Annotated in this window: 15 protein-coding genes and 1 pseudogene; 9 read left to right on the forward strand and 7 right to left on the reverse strand. The window is 47.6% G+C overall.

The window, feature by feature from the left end; all coding sequences use genetic code 11:
• Positions 1-856: pseudogene (locus DXD25_RS12305) on the forward strand (hypothetical protein); the annotation flags it as partial.
• Between the two features lie 51 nt (positions 857-907).
• Positions 908-1,468: a DUF5675 family protein gene (locus tag DXD25_RS12310; protein ID WP_117663767.1), complete on the forward strand. Its 561-nt coding sequence runs from the start codon at positions 908-910 to the stop codon at positions 1,466-1,468.
• Between the two features lie 92 nt (positions 1,469-1,560).
• Here the strand turns inward: DXD25_RS12310 and DXD25_RS12315 are convergent, their stop codons facing one another.
• Genes DXD25_RS12315 through DXD25_RS12325 form a run of 3 tightly spaced genes read right to left on the reverse strand, consistent with a single transcriptional unit; the run spans position 1,561 to position 5,249 of the window.
• Positions 1,561-3,264 (reverse strand): acyl-CoA dehydrogenase family protein, encoded by a 1,704-nt coding sequence (locus tag DXD25_RS12315; RefSeq protein WP_117663768.1) that lies wholly within the window; start codon positions 3,262-3,264, stop codon positions 1,561-1,563.
• Positions 3,265-3,299: 35 nt separating this feature from the next.
• The gene (locus DXD25_RS12320) at positions 3,300-4,322 is read right to left on the reverse strand and encodes an electron transfer flavoprotein subunit alpha/FixB family protein (RefSeq protein WP_089545009.1); all 1,023 of its coding nucleotides are present in this window, start codon (positions 4,320-4,322) and stop codon (positions 3,300-3,302) included.
• Between the two features lie 57 nt (positions 4,323-4,379).
• Positions 4,380-5,249 carry an electron transfer flavoprotein subunit beta/FixA family protein gene (locus DXD25_RS12325; RefSeq protein WP_117663769.1) on the reverse strand — a complete coding sequence of 290 codons (870 nt, stop codon included), beginning with the start codon at positions 5,247-5,249 and terminating at the stop codon, positions 4,380-4,382.
• Positions 5,250-5,531: 282 nt separating this feature from the next.
• Between DXD25_RS12325 and DXD25_RS12330 the strand changes: the two genes are divergently transcribed.
• A complete protein-coding gene (locus tag DXD25_RS12330) occupies positions 5,532-6,698 on the forward strand; it encodes an adenylyltransferase/cytidyltransferase family protein (protein WP_117663770.1) in 1,167 nt (388 codons plus the stop codon).
• 98 nt (positions 6,699-6,796) lie between these two features.
• Here the strand turns inward: DXD25_RS12330 and DXD25_RS12335 are convergent, their stop codons facing one another.
• On the reverse strand, positions 6,797-7,399 hold the full coding sequence (locus DXD25_RS12335; RefSeq protein WP_089545011.1) for a riboflavin synthase: 603 nt from the start codon (positions 7,397-7,399) through the stop codon (positions 6,797-6,799).
• Positions 7,400-7,600: 201 nt separating this feature from the next.
• Here DXD25_RS12335 and DXD25_RS12340 point away from each other — a divergent pair, with 201 nt between their 5' ends.
• The 4 genes from DXD25_RS12340 (at position 7,601) to DXD25_RS12355 (ending at position 11,882) form a co-directional block, all read left to right on the forward strand.
• Positions 7,601-8,518, forward strand: coding sequence for a PDDEXK nuclease domain-containing protein (locus tag DXD25_RS12340; protein ID WP_117663771.1), 918 nt, complete (start codon positions 7,601-7,603; stop codon positions 8,516-8,518).
• 35 nt (positions 8,519-8,553) lie between these two features.
• Positions 8,554-9,441, forward strand: a complete 888-nt coding sequence (pepI, locus tag DXD25_RS12345) for a proline iminopeptidase (protein ID WP_117663772.1) — start codon at positions 8,554-8,556, stop codon at positions 9,439-9,441.
• A 500-nt stretch (positions 9,442-9,941) separates the two neighbouring features.
• Positions 9,942-11,198, forward strand: coding sequence for an ATP-binding protein (locus DXD25_RS12350; protein ID WP_117663773.1), 1,257 nt, complete (start codon positions 9,942-9,944; stop codon positions 11,196-11,198).
• Between the two features lie 42 nt (positions 11,199-11,240).
• Entirely contained in the window at positions 11,241-11,882 is a 642-nt protein-coding gene (locus DXD25_RS12355; protein WP_233522306.1) for a virulence RhuM family protein, read from the forward strand.
• A 205-nt stretch (positions 11,883-12,087) separates the two neighbouring features.
• On the opposite strand, the gene DXD25_RS12360 is transcribed toward DXD25_RS12355, so the two are convergent.
• The 3 genes from DXD25_RS12360 to DXD25_RS12370 form a co-directional block, all read right to left on the reverse strand.
• A complete protein-coding gene (locus DXD25_RS12360) occupies positions 12,088-12,768 on the reverse strand; it encodes a hypothetical protein (RefSeq protein ID WP_117663774.1) in 681 nt (226 codons plus the stop codon).
• A 22-nt stretch (positions 12,769-12,790) separates the two neighbouring features.
• On the reverse strand, positions 12,791-13,594 hold the full coding sequence (locus tag DXD25_RS16965) for a hypothetical protein (protein WP_187360478.1): 804 nt from the start codon (positions 13,592-13,594) through the stop codon (positions 12,791-12,793).
• 68 nt (positions 13,595-13,662) lie between these two features.
• Positions 13,663-16,200: a glycosyl hydrolase 115 family protein gene (locus tag DXD25_RS12370; protein WP_117663775.1), complete on the reverse strand. Its 2,538-nt coding sequence runs from the start codon at positions 16,198-16,200 to the stop codon at positions 13,663-13,665.
• A gap of 197 nt (positions 16,201-16,397) precedes the next feature.
• Here DXD25_RS12370 and dnaG point away from each other — a divergent pair, with 197 nt between their 5' ends.
• Positions 16,398-18,359 carry a DNA primase gene (dnaG, locus tag DXD25_RS12375; protein ID WP_117663776.1) on the forward strand — a complete coding sequence of 654 codons (1,962 nt, stop codon included), beginning with the start codon at positions 16,398-16,400 and terminating at the stop codon, positions 18,357-18,359.
• Between the two features lie 16 nt (positions 18,360-18,375).
• Complete coding sequence (gene cls, locus DXD25_RS12380; RefSeq protein WP_117663777.1) at positions 18,376-19,800, forward strand: cardiolipin synthase; 1,425 nt, start codon at positions 18,376-18,378, stop codon at positions 19,798-19,800.
• Positions 19,801-19,816: the final 16 nt, after the last annotated feature.

The following is a 19,816-nucleotide window of genomic DNA, read 5'->3' on the forward strand; positions in this document are numbered from 1 at the left end:
TTCGCTGAACGAAATCGACCAGTTTGATGCACTCAAGGGTAGCGGTTTTCAGCAGTTTCGTATTATGTGCCTCGCCTTCGACCCAGGTAATTTATATGGGCAAACGCGAGTCGGAACACAAAGTGTCACCGAGCGTGTTACCATCCGTTTCAACTGGAATGCTTCTACCACCATCCATAAAGGCATCAGGTATTTCAAGCGTGTGCTGACCGATGGTCCGGTTTCCCGAATCAACTTCTGCACCATCCCCGAAAGAGACATCGGCGAGGACATTCCCATCTACGGAACCTACGATGAGGAATTCAGAAATTCTCTGAAACCTTACATCGATAATCTCTGTATGGCTTCAGGGCTGGTGGAGTGCAAGGAGGCTTTTCATCTTGCCGAGGTACTGAAGGATGAGAATGCGGAATTCTCCCGTCTGTCGCAGGACAGAGTCTATGAGAATCTGAGCTTCCGTGCCAACGTAATCGGCTATCTGAAGGCTTGTGTGCTCTATGTGGCGAACGGTTACCAGTGGGAGCCGGAGATTGAGGATTTCATCCGCTGGAGCGAGCGTTACGACCTCTACTGCAAGATGCGTTTCTTCGGTGATGCCATCAAGAAGGCGGAGCTGGAGTGTGATCAGGAGAGCAAGAGAGGTCCGGCAAGTATCCTGGGATTCCTGCCTGAGGAGTTCAACTATCAGCAGGTGGAAGCCTTGAGAGTTGAGCATAAGATGAGTGCGAAGGGCACGATGAAGATGCTGAACAACTGGCTCTTCCGTGGCTATATCAAGGTGAAGGAGAAAGACTCAAATACTCAGTTACTCAAATACTCAGTTTTTATCAAGACCCATTCCAAGAGTGGGGATTGAATCTTATCAGAAAAATATTCTTGATATAATGAACGAAAAAATCTATTGTATATGGAAATAGTTTTAGAGCGTATAGCGAAGAAGAATACTTATACCATCGGCCGACTGTATCTGTTGGCTGATGGTGATGTGAAGCGCAAGGTGCTTTCCGGCAAGTTTGCCGGCGACAAGCGCAGTTTCGAACATACTTTCGACTTGAAGAAGTTGTCTAAGGACAGCTACTTCTGTGATACCATGGAGCCTACGTGGCGCAACCTGAAGGGGATAGCGCTGAAGCCCGGGGAAGTGAATGCCCGGTTCAGTAGAGAGAGCGGCAAGGTGGCAAGAAAGATTCCGGGCCATACCGCCATCCCTGAAGGCTCGTATCGTGTACTCATCACCAAGTCGCCCCGCTTCAAGGAGTGGCTGCCGTATGTGCAGGGTGTGCCCGGTTTCGAGGGCATCCGCATCCATGCCGGCAACTATCCCGACGATACCCAGGGCTGCATCCTGGTGGGTGAGAATAAGCTGAAGGGTATGGTGGTGAACTCCCGTATCTGGCTCCATCGTCTGATGAAGCGCATCCAGGTGGCTGAGAATCAGGGGGAAGGTATCTGGATTACCATCATCTAAATTTTGCAGTGCGCTGCCATCTTATATAAAAAAAGTCCGTGAACATTCATTTGCCCACGGACTTTTTAAATTATCTGATTCTTATAAATGTCTTATGCCTTGAAGCTCTCCAAGTCTTCTGCCTTGAAGTTCTGGATGTATGCTGAATGACCGAGAACTTCCTCCTCTGCCATGCGAACATATACGTTGGCACTCTTGGCAAACATCTCTGGTGCCTTGGTAGCATCGTCGAGGATGAGGAGAGACATTACGATGTCGCCAGTCATGTTGTAGAGACGGCGAGCCAGGAAGTCGTGAACTGCCTGATCGTTAGCTTCCTTCACCTTGTTGATGGCAGCCTCGTAAAGTTCTACGAGCTTAGCTACACGCTCCTTCAATGACTTCAAATCATCTGATACCTCGCTCTCCAACATCTCCTTGATGATGCTGAGATAAGTACCGTTGGTGATGTAGCGGATGGCTGCAACAACCTGCAACTGAGTAGTACCCTCGTAGATAGAGAAGATGCGGGCGTCACGGAACAGGCGCTGGCACTTGTACTCCATGATGAAACCTGAACCACCGTGGATGCTGATGGCATCGTATGCATTCTGGTTGGCATACTCTGAGTTCATACCCTTAGCCAATGGAGTGAATGCATCAGCCAAGCGGGTGTATTTCTTCATCTCCTGACGCTCCTCTGGAGTGAGCTTAGTGTCGCGGGCAATGTCTTCCAAAGCCTTGTAGATATCTACGTAGCGAGCGCAGCAGTAAAGGAGTGAACGGCCTGCATCCAACTTAGCCTTCATTCTTGAAAGCATGTCGTAAACGGCTGGGAAGTTGATGATCTTCTCACCAAACTGAGCACGCTCCTTGGCATAAGCCAATCCCTCGTTGTAAGCTTCCTGCTCAACACCTACACTCTGAGCAGCAATACCCAGACGGGCACCATTCATCAGAGCCATCACGTACTTAATCAAACCGAGACGGGTGTTACCGCAAAGCTCTGCCTTGGCATTCTTGTAAACCAACTCGCAGGTAGGAGAACCGTGAATACCCAACTTGTGCTCGATGTGACGGACTGTTACGCCACCATCACGCTTGTCGTAGATGAACATAGAAAGACCACGACCATCCTTGGTGCCTTCCTCTGAACGAGCCAGAACCAGGTGGATGTCTGAGTCACCATTGGTGATGAAACGCTTCACACCATTCAGACGCCATGTGCCGTCCTCATCCTGTGTAGCTTTCAGCATCACGCGCTGCAAGTCAGAACCAGCATCAGGCTCAGTCAAGTCCATACTCATGGTCTCGCCTGCGCAGATGCGAGGGATGTACTTCTGGCGCTGCTCCTCAGAACCGAACTCATAGAGCGTATCGATACAGCTCTGGAGAGACCAGATGTTCTGGAAACCGGCATCGGCTGCAGCGATAATCTCTGAAGCCATAGAGAAGATGGCGTTAGGCAGGTTCAAGCCACCGTAACGACGAGGCATAGACAAGCCCCAGAGGCCAGCCTTGCGGGTAGCATCGAGGTTCTCGAATGTCTTGCTGGCATAAATCATGCGACCGTTCTCCAGGTGTGGACCTTCGAGGTCAACATCCTCAGAGTTTGGTTCGATGATGTTAGCAGCTACATCGCCGGTAATATCCAGCAATCGCTTGTAGTTTTCGATGGCATCCTCGTAGTTGACAGGAGCATCTTCAAACTGGTCTTTTTCTGCGTAATTTCTTTCCTTCAGGTCCACAACACGCTTCATGAGCGGATGATTCAAGTGGAACTCTATTTCAGGATGGTCTGTATAATAATTAGCCATTTTGCTTTTCTTATTTAAATAATGTGTAATGCAGATTACTTAGAATTCTGCTTGTAGTACTTGATGAGCTTAGGAACCACATCCTCTACATTACCGTTGATAACGTAGTCGGCAATCTTGTTGATTGGAGCATCAGGATCGTTGTTCACAGAGATGATGATACCTGAATCCTGCATACCGGCGATGTGCTGAATCTGACCAGAGATTCCGCAGGCGATATAAACCTTAGGATGAACGGTAACACCAGTCTGACCAATCTGACGGTCGTGATCTACCCAACCTGCATCTACTGCAGCACGGGAAGCACCAACCTCACCATGGAGGAGATGAGCCAACTCGAAGAGCTGGTCGAAACCTTCCTTGCTTCCTACGCCATAACCGCCGGCTACAACGATGGCAGAACCCTTCAGGTTGTGCTTGGCAGCCTCTACGTGGTGGTCGAGTACCTTTACAACAAAGTCTTCAGCAGGAACATACTTGCTTACCTCTGGATAAACGACTTCCTTCTTGCACTCACCCTCGTAGATGCTCTTCTGCATCACGCCAGAGCGGACAGTAGCCATCTGAGGACGGTGCTCTGGGTTGACGATAGTAGCCACGATGTTACCACCGAAGGCAGGACGAATCTGATAGAGCAGACCCTCATAGTGCTTGCCGCTCTTCTTGTCGTCGTAATCACCGATTTCAAGCTCTGTACAGTCGGCGGTAAGACCGCTGGTCAATGAAGAAGAAACACGAGGACCGAGGTCGCGACCGATAACGGTAGCACCCATCAATGCAATCTGAGGCTTCTCCTCCTTGAAGAGGTTGACGAGAATGTCGGTATGTGGAGCTGAAGTGTATGGGAACAATCCCTCAGCATCGAAAACAAATAATTTATCTACACCATAAGGGAGAATCTGATCCTCTACCTGACCCTTGATGCCAGTACCAGCCACGATGGCATGGAGCTCCACGCCCTGCTGGTTAGCGAGCTTACGACCCTTGGTGAGCAATTCCTGAGATACTTCGGCAACGGTTGTGCCTTCTACCTCGCAATATACAAATACGTTGTTCATTGTCTTTTCTTATAAAGCATTTTTAAATGAATCGGAATCTGAATCATCCTTCGATGATTATCCGATAATACTTTCGTCCAACAATTCCTTCATCAGTCCGTCGATGTCCTCATCGCTGCTGGTCAAGGTCTTGCTCTCCTTTGCCTGGAACACGATGTTCTTCACGGCCTTCACCTTGGTAGGTGAACCGCTCAAACCGCACTGTGCAGGGTCGCCATCCACATCGGCAACGCTCCACTGGTTCAAGGTGAGGTAAGGGCGCTCCTCATAGAGATTAGCCCAAGGCTCATCACCCTTGCGCTCCATAGGGCAGGTAGCGTATTTATATTTCATCACGAGCTTCACGTTGCATGGGCGGCATGGAGCTGCGCTTCCGTTTACGGTAATTACCAGTGGCAATGGAGCCTCTACGGTCTCAACACCACCATCGATGAGGCGGCGGATTGTAGCCTTGCCGTCTTCTACCTTGAGGATTTCCTCGGCATAGGTAACCTGGTTCAATCCCAGCTTCTGAGCCACCTGAGGACCTACCTGAGCAGTATCACCATCGATAGCCTGGCGACCGCCGATCACGATATCCACGTCACCGATCTTCTGGATTCCTGTAGCAAGGGCATAGGAAGTAGCCAGTGTATCAGCACCGGCAAAGAGGCGGTCGGTGAGCAACCAACCGGTGTCTGCACCACGATAAAGACCCTGGCGGATGATTTCTCCTGCACGAGGAGGACCCATGGTCAAGATTCCAACTGTAGAACCTGGATTCTGCTCCTTCAGACGGAGAGCCTGCTCCAGCGCGTTCAAATCTTCTGGATTGAAGATAGCAGGAAGGGCAGCACGGTTCACGGTGCCCTCGGCTGTCATCGCATCCTTACCCACATTTCTTGTGTCAGGTACTTGCTTGGCAAGTACAACGATTTTCAAACTCATATTTAAAATGGTTATTGTTATAATTCTCTTAAGTTGTTAGTGTTCGGAGCTCAAATCCTTGATTTGGGAGCAAACACGTCGGCAAAAGTACCATTTTTTTGTCTTTTACCCAAATATTTCGAAGAAAAAATGCACAAATTACTATATATTGTGCGCAAAACGTAATATTTGTGCAGTTTTTTCTTGCTAGTTTTGAATATTTATTGTAGTTTTGCAGACAAATACGGCAAATCTATCTTTTATCTGATAATTTGTCCTAAATAAGAAAAGTAGCTTAAAAATATGAAGAAAGTTTTTGTAAGTGGTTGCTATGACCTGTTGCATAGCGGCCACGTTGAGTTTTTCCGCCAGGCGTCTCAGTACGGCGACCTCTACGTAGGTATCGGATCCGACCAGACGATTCTCGGCTACAAGCATCATAAGACGTTTTATCCCGAGCAGGAGCGTCTCTTTATGGTGAAGTCTATTAAATATGTAAAGGATGCCTATATCAATGCTGGCGATGGCATTATGGACTTTGTTCCTACCATCGACATCGTGAAGCCCGATATCTTTGTGGTGAATGCGGACGGCAGCAGCGAAGCCAAACGCCAGTTCTGCCAGGAGCGGGGCATCGAGTATGTGGTGCTGCAGCGCACTCCGGCAGATGGTCTCACCGCCCGTTCGAGCACGGATATCAAGGATTCTACCTGTCAGCTTCCTACCCGTCTCGACCTGGCAGGTACCTGGATAGACCAGCCATACGTAAGCTGCCATGCTCCGGGCTGGGCTATCACCATGTCGCTCCTCCCAACTTTCGAGGTGCGTGAGCGCTGCGGTCTTTCCACTTCTACCCGCAACATGATCAAGAAGATATGGCCGGTGAAGTTGCCTGACATGAATCCTGAGATTCTTGCCAAACTGGTGTTCTGTTTCGAGAACGATCCTGAGCGCAGCGACGGTATCGTGAGTGGTGCGCAGGATGCCATCGGTATCTGCATGCCGGGACTGGTGAGACATTATTATGATAACCGTTTCTGGCCGGATAAGTTTGAGACCTGTCTGGATGAGAAGGTTCTCTCGTGGGTGGAGAGCCACGTCTGCATGATTCCGATGGAGCCACGCCGTCCGGGCTGTTCTGTGGTAGAGGGCAAGGATATTACCGAGCCAAAGGTGAAGAACCTTGCCAAGGCTGCCGATGATTGCTGGAATGCTATCCTCGCAATGGATTTTGCTGCCTTTGCATCTGCCTTCCAGGCATCCTTCGATGCTCAGGTTGCCTTGTTCCCAGCCATGATTCAGGGCTGCGTTCAGTCGTATATCGATCAGTATTCCGTACTTCCTGAGGTTCATGCCTGGAAGATGCCGGGAGCTGGTGGCGGTGGCTATCTCGTGCTGGTGGTTGATGATGTGAAGTCGTTTGCGCAGCAGCATCCGGAGGCTATCGAACTGACAATCAGAAGAAAGTAAACAGCCATATAAACAAGAAATGCCACAGCATATTCGCTGCGGCATTTTTTGTTTTATTAGAAAATCTTTATTCGATTTATTCGAAGCTCTTCATTCGATTATTCGAAGCTCTTCAGTCTTGCGATATACTTACCGAGAATATCGAATTCGATATTCACCACGGTTCCTACTTCGATGTTGCAGAAGTTGGTGTTCTCTCGGGTGTAAGGGATGATGGCTACGGTGAAGGTGTTGTCGGTAGGCTCGCAGACGGTGAGCGAAACGCCGTTCACGGTTACGCTGCCCTTATCTACGGTGAAGTAGCCCTTGCGCGCCATCTCCTTGTTCAGTTCATATTCGAAGGTGAAGTAGGTAGAACCGTCTGCATCCTTCATGTTGATGCACTTGGCGGTTTCATCCACGTGACCCTGCACGATATGGCCGTCCAGTCGGCCGTTCATGATCATCGAGCGCTCCACGTTCACCTTGTCGCCCACCTTCAGCAGACCGAGGTTGCTTCTATCCAGGGTTTCCTTCATGGCAGTAACGGTATAAGTACCGTCCTTGATTTCCACCACGGTGAGGCAGACGCCATTGTGCGCCACGCTCTGGTCGATGCCGAGTTCATCTACGAACGAACATTTCAGGGTAAAGTCGATGTTCTCCTTATCCTGCTTAATCGCCACTACGGTGGCCATTTCTTCTACGATTCCACTAAACATATATTCTATTTTTATTTGATTTCATGATTATTTAAAATGCAAAGATATTGCATTAGCTTGAAGCAACCAAATTATTTAAGTTCTTTTGATAAAATAATCGAGATATATTTGTTTAATTGCCATATTTTTTATATTTTTGCACATTATAATATGTGCACATGATAAATGTGATATACATGTCTTTCCAAAACTCCACCGAATATGAAGAAGAATGAAATCCCAGTGGCGCAAAACAATGACTTCGATGGTCTTGTAGCCCATATTCAGCAAACGCAAGATGTATTGCAGAACAATGCTCGCTTAGTGATAAATCGCCACGTCACAGCCAAGGCTTGGTTGACGGGCTATTATATTGTGGAGTATGAGCAGAAGGGAGCTGATAGAGCTAAGTATGGTGAGCAACTTTTGAAGAAGTTGGCAGAGAAGTTGAAAGACAAGAAGACTTTCAGCTATAGAACATTGCGACTTTATCGACAATTCTATCTTGTATATAACAGATTGGGGTTACCGATAAAAAAGTATTTATGTGGCAATCTTTCAATTGGACAATCAGTGATTGCCAAATTGAAAAGTTCTCAAAATGAGGGGCTTATAATTTGGCAATCAGTGATTGCCAAATCTTCTGATGTGGTAGGTAATGAGGTGTGGGTTGACCCGCAAGAGTTATTTGATAAACTGTCGTTCACTCATCTTGCAGCCATTCTCCCAATTAGCGACCCTTTGGAGCGTGCTTTCTACGAGACGATGGCAATTCGTGGTACTTGGAGTGTCAGAGAATTGCAACGCCAGATTGATTCCAACTATTATTTCCGCAGTGGATGGAGTCAAAAGCCTGAGGCGTTGGCGAAGTTGGTGGAAGGCAAGGCTGAGACAGATACGCTCGCCCTTGACATCAAGTCGCCATTTACCTTTGAGTTTTTGGGCTTGCAAGCCAAGGATGTCGTGGAAGAGTCTGACTTGGAGACAGCCCTCATCACCCATCTTCAAGACTTTATCTTGGAGCTTGGTATGGGCTTCTGCTTTGAGGAGCGTCAGAAGAAAATGTTGATTGACGACCGCTCTTGCGTAAGGAAAATGAGGGACTATATAATAAGGTATAGGAGCAGCAAAATTAGATAACACAGTTTAGGTAACAATAAAAACATTTGAAGACAATGGAAATCAAGGAAGGATATATGCCCTTCATGGGCTATCAAACTTATTATCGTATCGTAGGTAAAACGGAAGAGGGCAAGAACCCTATCATCCTTTTGCATGGTGGACCAGGCAGTACTCACAATTACTTCGAACTCTTGGATAGAGTAGCGGAGACGGGCAGAGCCGTCATCATGTATGACCAGTTGGGTTGTGGCAACTCATTCGTGGAGGGACATCCCGAACTATGGACACCAGAGACTTGGCTCAAAGAACTCTGTGCCCTCATCGACTATCTCCACATCGACCATTTTCATCTCTTGGGACAGTCGTGGGGTGGCATGCTCGCCATCATCTATCTGATAGAGAAGCAAGCAAAGGGCGTGAAGTCAGCCATCCTCAGCAGCACTCTTTCGAGCAGCAAGCTTTGGGCAAGTGAGCAACATCGCATGATTAAGTTTATGTCGGAGGAAGACCAGCGTGCCATCGCTGAGGCTGAGGCGAAGGATGACTTTTCGAGCGAGGCGTATGCCAAGGCGAATGAACACTTCATGCTCCTGCATTGTGCCGGTGAGGTGACGGAGGATAGTCCAGAGTGTCTTCGCCGGAAGAAGCGTGCTGGTGCTGAGGCTTATCTCCATGGTTGGGGACCAAATGAATACACTCCTACTGGTACGCTCCGTGATTATGATTACACCGACCGCTTGGGCGAGATACAAGTACCATGCCTTGTGATGAGTGGAACCAATGACCTCTGCACTCCATTGGTAGCAAAGACACTTTATGATGGTATCCAAGATTCCAAGTGGCATCTCTTCGTAGGAGCCCGACACATGCCATTTGCCGAGCAAAATGATGAATATTGCAAGGTATTGGAAGAATGGATGGAGGAGAAAGAGGGAAAGTGATTTGGCACTTTCCCCTTTTATTTCACCAAAGGCATACACCTTGTTATTGTCTGTCTTGTTCTGGGCGAATACATCTCCTTGGTAGTTGTTCATAGTGTGCTTGTAGGTATAGGCCAAGCCTACGGAGAGCGTAAATGGCTTCAGTCGGTTCTCATAGATAATCTCGGAAAGCAAAGAGGCGGTCTTGCCTTTCACGTCATATTGGTAAGGGCTTCCTTCATCATAGTAACTGCTTGACTGCGTTGATATGTAAGTTCCCACAGCATTGGCGGTGATGGATTGGTGGGATGTGAGTTGACGAAAGAAATAAAGGTCTAAGACAGTGAATAAAAGGCACTTTTCAAGAAGTGCTCATTCAGAATGAGTGGCTTTGCTCTGAATTACTCATTCTGAATGAGTAAAAAAGGTAAAAATTACTCATTCTGAATGAACAAAAATGAAGATTTGTTTGGTTGTTTACTTAAAAAATCGTATTTTTGCAAGCAAATAAATGATTGAACATGAAAGAGTTATTAAAGCAAATTATATTTGAGCAGCAGGAATACTGCAAGAATATAGCACAAGATACTGTGCCGAGAGACATAGAGGAAGAGTGGCTTACCACAACGGAGATACTAATTATTACTGGTATAAGACGTTGTGGAAAGTCTGTTTTGCTCCAGCAAATGCGCAGCAAATTGCCGGAGCAAAACTTCTTTTTCAATTTTGATGATGAGCGATTGGTCAATTTTACGGTTTCTGATTTCCAAACATTGCAAGAATGTTTCTTTGAACTCTTTGGTGAGCAGCATACCTATTATTTTGATGAGATACAGAATGTGAAGGGCTGGGAGACCTTTGTGCGCCGTCTCTACAACGAAGGCAATAAGGTGATTGTAACTGGATCAAATGCCCGAATGCTGAGTAGAGAGCTTGGCACTCATCTTACGGGGCGTTATATCGCAGTGGAGATTTTCCCTTTTTCCTTTCTGGAATACTTGCAGTTGGCAAAGGTGCAGCTGGAAGCCAAGGACTTTTATCTAACCAGCAAGCGTGCTATTCTCTTGGGGCATTTCAAGGAGTATTTGGAGAAAGGTGGATTTCCTAAGTATCTCCAGTCGTCATCCACTCGTTACCTCTCGTCACTCTACGATAGCATCATCTTCCGTGATGTGATGGCTCGTAATGGGTTGACCAATGATAAGGAGATGCAGGAACTCATCTTTTATCTCGCCAGCAATGCCACGAAGCGTATTACCTATACTTCATTAGGTAAGATAGTAGGAATCCGTCATTCCGAAACCGTCAAAAACTATTTGGAGTACATCGGGCAAACCTATATGATATTCCAGCTCATGAAGTATTCGCCATCGGTAAAGGTGCAGATGCTGAACCCGAAGAAGATTTACTTCATCGACAATGCCATCGTGAGTCGCATCGGATTCAATGCCACCGACAATATGGGAGTGAAGTTGGAAAACATCGTGTTCATCGAGTTGAAACGTCGCGGATATGATGTTTTTTATCATGCAGATAAGAAGGAGTGCGACTTTGTTGTTAGAGAGGGCATGAGAATCATGAAGGCTTATCAAGTAACGATAGTGATGAATGACGAGAAAACTCGCAAGCGAGAAATCGAGGGGCTGATGGAAGCCATGAATGCTTATGGCTTGGCTGAGGGATATATTCTTACGATGGAGGAGAAGGAAGAACTTGAGATAGATGGCAAGCAGGTTCATGTTCTTCCTACGTGGGAATGGATGTTGAGAGAGAAGTGAAATAAAAAAAAGTGATCCTAATGTCGGGACTGTTCAGACAATGTGCAGACAGAGGGTGTATTGCATCTTTGCTTGGATTGTGGCTATAAATGGGAGGACACACCCCAAACTGATTTGGGAGAAATGATCATCTACCAATCTGATGATGGCGTGAAGCTTGATGTGAGATTGGAGAATAAGACGGTTTGGCTAAATGTGGAACAGATAGCAGAGCTTTTCAATAAAGGGCGCTCTACTATCAATGAGCACATATTGAATATATTCAAGGAAGGAGAATTGGACGAAAAAGTGGTTTGTCGGAAATTCCGACAGACCACTCAGCATGGTGCCATGGCAGGAAAAACCCAAAGCAAAGAAGTGAAGTTCTATAACCTTGATGTTATCATATCTGTGGGCTATCGTGTAAAATCTATTCAAGGCACTCGTTTCCGTCAATGGGCTACACAGCGACTGAAGACTATGACCCTCGAACTGATGCCTCATCGACATAAAGTCATCTTCGAAAATAGCTTCTCAAAAACAGCAATTAAAATTTCATTCTCCTTTCACAATTATCATAGTGTGCACATAATCATTCACTTAAGTGTGAAAGGAGAATTCTGTATCCCAATATTTCTACGGCAATTAGGGGAAACGACAAAAGAACCAACTGCGCTTACCACCGCACCATTTACCTTGAGCTGAAACAACAATCATAATCAACAGAAAGGACCATTAATATAAGGAGAAGTCAACTTAGTCTAAAGGAGAAAGCAACTATCACAAAAGGAATAGAAAAGACTTCTTTGTATCGGATGACCTGGGTCATTCATATAGATGACGGGAGTGAGCCATATAGATGACCTAAGTCATCCTGCGGAGGGCACGAAAGTGCCCTCCGCAGGAACTATTATTGTTTACTGGAAGCTGCTTTCCATTCATCATAGATATGGCTAAAGATAGCTACACCATCATTCAGTTGCTTCCTAGCTAAAGACTTATCTTTGTTCCACCATTCAAGAATGTAATCCTTCAGTCCCTCATATTCCTTTTGATCCTTGAATTGTCTATCCAGGCTTCCCATTTTGCCAAGCGTTGCATTGTAAAGAATAAATGCCCTTTCCTGTCCATTAGGCTTCAGTGCATACCAAGTAGCCCAAGAGTTTCCTGTGTTTATGCCATTGCCAGGCAGAAATACGTGAACTTGGTAGACAGATGCATTCTTGCCGCGGTAAAGGAGTTCCATAAGGCGATCCTCTTTTACAGCCCTAATCGAATTACGTGCTATCGTTTGGCAATGTTCCCACACTTCGCCTTCAGGGTGTTCCTCGGTGAGTGCAAGCCATTCCATCTTGCTTACTTTCTCAGCATCGTACTTCTTGGCTTTTTTGCCATCTGGATTCTCGGCAAGTCTTACTTGATATTCTAGCGCCCACCCCATGTACTTCTTAGGAATGTAGCCCTCTATCTGTTTGCCATCCATCATAGTGAGGCGAACATGACGCATTTCTGGGTCGTCATTCTTGCGAGCGTGTGCAGCTATCGCTACCACCATTACTGCCATGAGCAGCCAAAACTTCATTGCTTTCATAATGATTCCTTTTAGTTGTTATTTATTGTTTGTCATCTAATACTTCTATCACTCGTTGTATCATAGAACTTCGGTTGTGTTCACCTAGTCCAATGAGTTTCTTTTCCCATTCCTGCGAAAGTCCTACACAATGGCAAAGTTCTCGGATAAAGGATTTGTCGCATTTCTTATAGGTATCTCCCAGACATATAAGCTTGCCATCAGTCTGTCTGACATAGAAGTCGCAAGCCGTCTTGCTTGGGATGAAAAACATTGCTGCTACTGTGTTACCTTGCCAAGCTTTCATTCCTCCCATGTCCGTCACGGAATAACCTTGGGAGGCATAAATATAGACTTGCAATCGTGGGTGGTTGATATATAGCCAGCTCCATCCCACATTTTCCAAAGGAACAAGTGTGCGTACGTTTTGCTTGGAGGTTGCATTCCACACCACTACAGAATCAATGTTGGCGAAAGGTATCACATCGCTAGTGCATTGGCGAGAAAAGAAGTTTCTATAAACTTGAACATCCTTTTTCTTGCGTGGCAAGTCTATTCGGTCATTACTTTCATAGAGTTGCTGGATACCATTCTTTAGGTACACTCGTCCCTCGCATGATTGAGCTTGCATGCTAATAGTTCCCATATAAGCAAGCAAAATGCTAATGATGAGATATATTCGCCCAAAATTTATCTTCTCATGTACGGCTTTTTTAATCTTTCGGATGGTCTTGCCATTGGAAAGACGCCAACCTTCTATTTCTTCATACTTGCACATAAGCGATTTCTCTTGATAATTTTTGCAAATATACGAGGAAACTTTCTGATTACCAAATAAATTAACCATTTTTTTTATAAAAATAGGCACGCATCCTTTCGGGGGCGTGCCTATAACCTTATTATTATATTATACCTTTATATTACCTTGACTCTCCCTTTCCCTCCTCTTCCATCAATCACGATTTTCTCGAAGACGATGGCTGGGTCGTTAGGAGTGAGGGTGAGGGTGTGGATGCCATCGGCAGTAGCCGGCAGTTCCAACTCTATCACTTGATCCACGATGCGAGTGGCTATCGTTGGATAATAGATATTGTAGATGTTCTCCGGCTTCTCGTTCAAATCTTTGTTGAAGTTAACCTCTACAGGAGAAGCGTCATCTAAGCTTACACCATAGGTTAAGCCGCCCTTGTTGAGATAATCCAAGGTTGATTTGGTAATCACATGAATGCGAACCTTCTGCTTGCCATTGGAAACATTGCCATTAAATGCCTTGTCATCCGAAGTTTTGCCAACCGAAGTCTTGCTAACTTGCATCTTAAACTTGTAAGTGATGCTGGCTCCCTTTACACTCTTGGTATAAGGCATCAGAGTCATTGCCGATACGCTTTTGCCCATGAATGGAATCTCTGTCCATTTTGCCTCGGCAGCATCCGTCTTGCTGCTGTAGTAAGGAGCTTCGATTTCTACCACGCCGTTGTTTTCGCTGATGATGACGCCATCCTTGGAGGTTACCCGGAAGAGTTCCGGACAGGTGTCCTTCTCGAAATCGTCATTCCAGCTCTTGTAGCCGATATGCTTCTGTGTCATCATTCCGTTCCACTTGCCACCCGACATCTTGTGGTTGTAATTGTGGCAGATGAGGGAATCGCGCTTGAAGAAGCGTTCGCATTCATCAGCCCAGATGTTCGCCTTCGGATTGTTCTGCTTGTAGAGAGCATGGTTCTGAGCCTGGGCAAAGTACATCTGGTGCAGATTGCTCATCAACTCGATAGGGAAGAGGATGATCTGACGGTAGGCATCGTGATAGGCTGCAGGCAGACTGTTGTACTGGCGCAAGGCATCGGCTTCTATCTTCAGATACTGGTTCACCACTTCCTGCCATTCGCCGTTCTCCAAATTATAGGTGTTCTTGTTGAGCATCTCTGGGGTGCAGCGACCATTGTACTTGCAGATGAGGTTCAGGATGCGTGCCGCTTCGTCAGCCTGCGATTCTCCGAACTGCTGTGCGCACCAGTCACGGGTATGACGGGTGATGCTGTTTACATCGTATTTGCGGGGATTCCAAGCCATGTCCATAAACTGGCTGATAGGGTATTCCATCGGCTTGAGGTCGCCCACGTTGAGAATCCAGAGTCGGTCGATGCCGTTCTCATAGGCAAGTGTCAACTGCTCCCATGGGTTCTGCACGGGGGTAACATTGAGCATCTTCGAGTTTCTTGGAGCACCCACGTAATCTACGTGGTAGTAGAGTCCCCATCCGCCCTTGTGCTTTCGTTCCTGGGCATTCGGCACACGGCGCACGTTGCCCCAGTTGTCATCGCAGAGCAGCAGGGTTACGTCATCAGGCACCTTCATGCCCTTGTCGTAGTAATCCTGCACCTCTTTATATAGTGCCCATACCTGCGGTGTCTCGCTCGCCTTCTTTCCCGTTACATCAGCGATAATCTTGCGCTGGTCGTTGATGATGTTGGTCATCAGTCGGGTATCAGCCTCTTCGCTCATCGCCTCATCGCCGTCGCCACGCATTCCGATGGTTACAATCTGTTCGGTTCCTTTCATTCGCTCAATGCCTTCACGGAAGAACTTCTGCAGGTTAGCCTTGTTCTTCTGATAGTTCCAAGGTCCCCATCCCTTTCGGTTGCGGGCGTATTCCTGGTGGTTGCGTGCCATCGGCTCATGATGCGAGGTGCTCATCACCACGCCCATTTCATCAGCCGTCTTCTCGTTCTCTGCATCGTCGGCATAGAAAGCCCAGCCCCACATGGCTGGCCACATCATGTTGCCACGTAAGCGGAGCACCAACTCGAACACTCGCTGATAGAATCGGTGGTCACCATACTCGGTGCCGTAGGTGTTCTTTACCCACGAGGTGAGGCAGGGAGCTTCATCGTTGAGGAAGATGCCGCGATAGCGTACGGCTGGCTCGCCATCTGTATAGATTCCCTTGTTTACGAAGATGGAGTCGTGATGCTCCACAGGCACGTCTGCCCAGTCATACCAAGGCGATACGCCCATCTGCTGGGAGAGTTCGTAGATGCCATAGATGGTTCCTCGACGGTCGCTGCCGGCGATGACAAGCTGCTTATCCACCACAGTGATGATGAATTTCTCGCGCTTGCCCTTGAGCAGATTTCCGTTGATGCGTTTCTGTTTGATGAGCTGGTCGATGGCAGCAGAATGTCCGATGGTTCCCACGAGGATGGTTGCCTTCCGGTTGGAGGTGATGGTGGCTTGGGAGCCGCTCACCTTGCTGATGTCCCTGACCAGTGCATTGGCAGCATAGCTCACGCCACGGCAGTCGTTGGCGTCCATATAGATTTCTACCTTGTCATTAGCGTTGATGAGCAGATCGCCCTGCTTGAAACTGACGAATCTCTCTGCTGCACTCATGCTCATGGCTGAGAGGAGAGCAGCGGAAGCTAAAAATACTTTCTTGATGTTGTTAAGTCTCATATAAAAAATATGTTTATGTATTTGATGTTTGCAAAGGTAGGAATATTCATCGTATTTTACTTTGTCAAATGTAATCTTTTCTTTATTATTTGTTTCATTTTGGCTTTCCATGCGGTTTCTGTACGTCTTTTTCCCTAAATGTTTTGTGTTTTCAGAGAAAAGTATTAATTTTGCATCATAAAATAAGATAGAAAAATATGATAGACAAACCGACGATAGCACGTATTATGGACTCCATCAAGATAGAAGAGGTGGTGTCTGAATTCGTCACGCTGAAAAAGCGCGGCATCAACTATGTCGGCTTGTGTCCTTTCCATAACGATTCACATCCGTCGTTCTCCGTTTCGCCAACCCGTGGCATCTGCCACTGCTTTACCTGCGGAAAGGGTGGAAACGCCATCAACTTCCTGATGGAGCTGGAGCAGATGACCTATCCTGAGGCATTGAGATGGCTGGCTAACAAATACCATATCGAGATTCAGGAACGCGAGATGACCAACGAGGAGAAGCAGCGCGAAAACGAACGCGAATCGATGTTCATCGTGAATGAATGGGCGGCGAAATACTTCCAGGACATCCTGCAGAATGATGTGGACGGAAGAGCCATCGGCATGCAGTATTTCAGAAGCCGAGGATTCAGAGACGACATCATCCGGAAATTCCAGCTGGGATTCGCCCTGAACCAGCGCACGGCGCTCTTCGACGAGGCGGTGAAGAAAGGATATCAGCCGAAATACCTGGTGGATACCGGTCTCTGCTTCAAGGTGGATAAGGAGGAAGCGGGCAACAAGAGCGGACAGGACAAGTATCTGGACCGGTTCTCCGGGCGTGCCATCTTCCCGTGGCTGAGTGTGAGCGGAAAGGTGGTGGCTTTCGGCGGACGTGTGCTGGATACCCGTACCAAGGGTGTGAGCCAGAAATACGTGAACTCGCCCGACAGTATCATCTACCACAAGGAGCGGGAACTCTATGGACTGTATCAGGCAAAGAAGGCCATCGCCAAGGAAGACTGCGTGTATATGGTGGAGGGATATACGGATGTAATCTCCATGCACCAGTGCGGCATCGAAAACGTGGTGGCCAACTCGGGTACGGCGCTGAGCATCCATCAAATCAGACTGCTCCACCGATTCACCAGCAACATCGTATTACTCTACGACGGCGATGCTGCGGGCGTGCATGCGGCGCTGCGAGGTACCGACATGCTGCTGGAGGAGGAGATGAACGTGAAGGTGCTCTTCCTGCCGGATGGAAACGACCCTGACAGCTTTGCCCGAAGCCATACCGCTGCCGATTTCAGAAAATACATAGAGGAAAACCAGAAGGACTTCATACAGTTTAAGACCGACCTCTCGCTGAACGGCGTGACCGATCCGGTGAAGAGAAGCCAGGCTATCAACAGCATCGTGGAGAGCATCTCGAAAATCAAGAACCAGATTACCCGAGCCTCTTACATCACCGACTGCGCCCACCGGCTGGGCGTGAACGAGGCGATTATCGTGAATGCGCTGAACAACTTTGTGAGAAACGGCATGAGCGAGCAGGTGAAGGCTGAACGGCGCGCGGCTGGACTGAAAGATCCGAAGGCTACTGCCCCACAGCAGGGAATGCAGGCTGTCATGAGGGGCGTGACGCCGCTGGACAAGCTGCTGGAGGTAGAGGACCTGCTGGTGAAGCTGATCATACATCACGGAGAAAAGCATATCGTGGTGAAGGATGTGGAGGGCAACGATATAGAACTGCCGATAGCACAATATATCTATCTGGATATGTCGGGCGATGAGTTCAGATTCCATAACGAGCTTTATAACAGAATCTTGCAGGAAACGCTGGAGCATCTGGAGGATGAGAACTTCGTGGCGGAAACCTATTTTGCCAACCATCCGAATCCGGAGGTGAGCAGGATTGCCAGTCTGCCGACGGGAGAACAGGAGGTTTCTACGGCGAGTCTGCAGCTGCAGCTGAACGCTGAAAAGCTGCGCCAGTTTGTTTTCAAGGATCTGCTGAGCTTCCGCACACATTATATCGCACAGCGACTGATAGAGGTGCAGCAGGAGTTTGCCAGAAATCCTTCGAACAGGGAGCTGGTGGAGGAGTTTATGAAACTGAAGAAGATGAACTCGCTGCTTGCCAGCCAGACCAACTCGGTATTCAACTAGATTAAAAAAGAAAGGTATGATATATATTCATTGGATTTATCTCTTGCTTTATATGGCGATCATGATTCCCGCTATCATCACCGTCTTGATGGACAACCGACAGCCCGCCAAGACGATGGCATGGATTCTTGTGCTCGCTTTCATGCCTTTCGTGGGAATCATCTTCTACATCTTCTTCGGGCAGAACACGAGAAAGGAACGGCTGATCAGCGATAGAAGCATGGACCAGTTGACCAAGCGATCGATGCTGGAGTTTGCCGAGCAGGAGAATCTGCATATCCCAGCCAACAACAAGCCGCTGATGAATCTCTTTACCAATCAGAACTGGGCATTCCCGTTTAAGGACAATCAGGTGGATATCTTTACCGATGGTTATGAATTCATCTTCTCCTTATTATATGAGATAGGTAAGGCGAAGCATCATATCCATCTGGATACCTACATCTTCGAGGATGATGCCTTGGGTTATTTGGTAGCTGATGCCCTGATAGACAAGGCGGAGCAGGGAGTGGAAATCAGACTGATATACGATGACGTGGGCTGCTGGAAGGTGAAGGACGCCTTCTTTGAGCGCATGAGAGAAGCAGGCATCGATGTGCATTCGTTCATGCCGGTAAGGTTTCCTGCGTTTACCAGCAAGGTGAACTACCGCAATCACCGTAAGATATGCGTGATAGACGGTAGGGTAGGATTCATCGGTGGCATGAACATCGCCAAGCGCTATGTGAAGGGCACCGGGAAGCAGAAGTGGCGCGATACGCATCTGAGGATAGAGGGCGGAGGCGTGTATGCCCTGCAGCGTGCTTTCCTGATAGACTGGTATTTTGTGGATCGCACCTTGGTGTCAAACCGAAAGTATTATCCTCCGGTGGATTCGAAGATCAGGAATAATTGTCTGGTGCAGGTAGTAACGAGCAGTCCGATTGCTCCATGGCCTGATATCATGCAGGGATATGTGCGCATTCTGCTCCAGGCGCAGAAATATGTGTATATGGAGACGCCTTATTTCCTGCCTACCGAACCTGTGCTCTTTGCGATGCGCACGGCGGCGCTGGCGGGAGTAGATATCCGTTTGCTGATGCCTAGGCATTCAGATGCCAGGATGGTGGAGTGGGCTTCGCGTTCTTATCTGATGGAGGCGATAGAGGCTGGCGTGAAGGTTTATCTCTATACGGGTGGATTCAATCACAGCAAGTTGCTGGTGAGCGATGACAACCTCTGTACCGTGGGCAGCACGAATGTGGATTTCCGGAGTTTCGAGAATAATTTCGAGGCGAATGCCTTCTTCTATGATGAGGAAATGGCTCAGAGAATCAAGCGGATTTATCTGAAGGATGAATCTAGGAGTATTCTGGTAGATGATGTGGCGTATTTCGTAAGGCGCCCGTTCCTGAAAAGATTGTTCGAGAGTATCGTAAGATTGCTTTCTCCGCTGCTGTAAAAAGGGAGGATGTTTT

The sequence above is a fragment of the Prevotella sp. TF12-30 genome (genome assembly GCF_003436715.1).
GTDB lineage: Bacteria > Bacteroidota > Bacteroidia > Bacteroidales > Bacteroidaceae > Prevotella > Prevotella copri_A.

What these genes read in the sequence shown, in the direction of transcription:
- DXD25_RS16965 (WP_187360478.1), bottom strand. Translation starts at nt 13,594, where the DNA reads ATGGTTAATTTATTTGGTAATCAGAAAGTTTCCTCGTATATTTGCAAA.
- pepI (WP_117663772.1), top strand. Translation starts at nt 8,554, where the DNA reads ATGGAAATCAAGGAAGGATATATGCCCTTCATGGGCTATCAAACTTAT.
- dnaG (WP_117663776.1), top strand. Translation starts at nt 16,398, where the DNA reads ATGATAGACAAACCGACGATAGCACGTATTATGGACTCCATCAAGATA.
- DXD25_RS12340 (WP_117663771.1), top strand. Translation starts at nt 7,601, where the DNA reads ATGAAGAAGAATGAAATCCCAGTGGCGCAAAACAATGACTTCGATGGT.
- DXD25_RS12330 (WP_117663770.1), top strand. Translation starts at nt 5,532, where the DNA reads ATGAAGAAAGTTTTTGTAAGTGGTTGCTATGACCTGTTGCATAGCGGC.
- DXD25_RS12325 (WP_117663769.1), bottom strand. Translation starts at nt 5,249, where the DNA reads ATGAGTTTGAAAATCGTTGTACTTGCCAAGCAAGTACCTGACACAAGA.
- DXD25_RS12320 (WP_089545009.1), bottom strand. Translation starts at nt 4,322, where the DNA reads ATGAACAACGTATTTGTATATTGCGAGGTAGAAGGCACAACCGTTGCC.
- DXD25_RS12350 (WP_117663773.1), top strand. Translation starts at nt 9,942, where the DNA reads ATGAAAGAGTTATTAAAGCAAATTATATTTGAGCAGCAGGAATACTGC.
- DXD25_RS12315 (WP_117663768.1), bottom strand. Translation starts at nt 3,264, where the DNA reads ATGGCTAATTATTATACAGACCATCCTGAAATAGAGTTCCACTTGAAT.
- DXD25_RS12370 (WP_117663775.1), bottom strand. Translation starts at nt 16,200, where the DNA reads ATGAGACTTAACAACATCAAGAAAGTATTTTTAGCTTCCGCTGCTCTC.
- DXD25_RS12335 (WP_089545011.1), bottom strand. Translation starts at nt 7,399, where the DNA reads ATGTTTAGTGGAATCGTAGAAGAAATGGCCACCGTAGTGGCGATTAAG.
- DXD25_RS12360 (WP_117663774.1), bottom strand. Translation starts at nt 12,768, where the DNA reads ATGAAAGCAATGAAGTTTTGGCTGCTCATGGCAGTAATGGTGGTAGCG.
- cls (WP_117663777.1), top strand. Translation starts at nt 18,376, where the DNA reads ATGATATATATTCATTGGATTTATCTCTTGCTTTATATGGCGATCATG.
- DXD25_RS12310 (WP_117663767.1), top strand. Translation starts at nt 908, where the DNA reads ATGGAAATAGTTTTAGAGCGTATAGCGAAGAAGAATACTTATACCATC.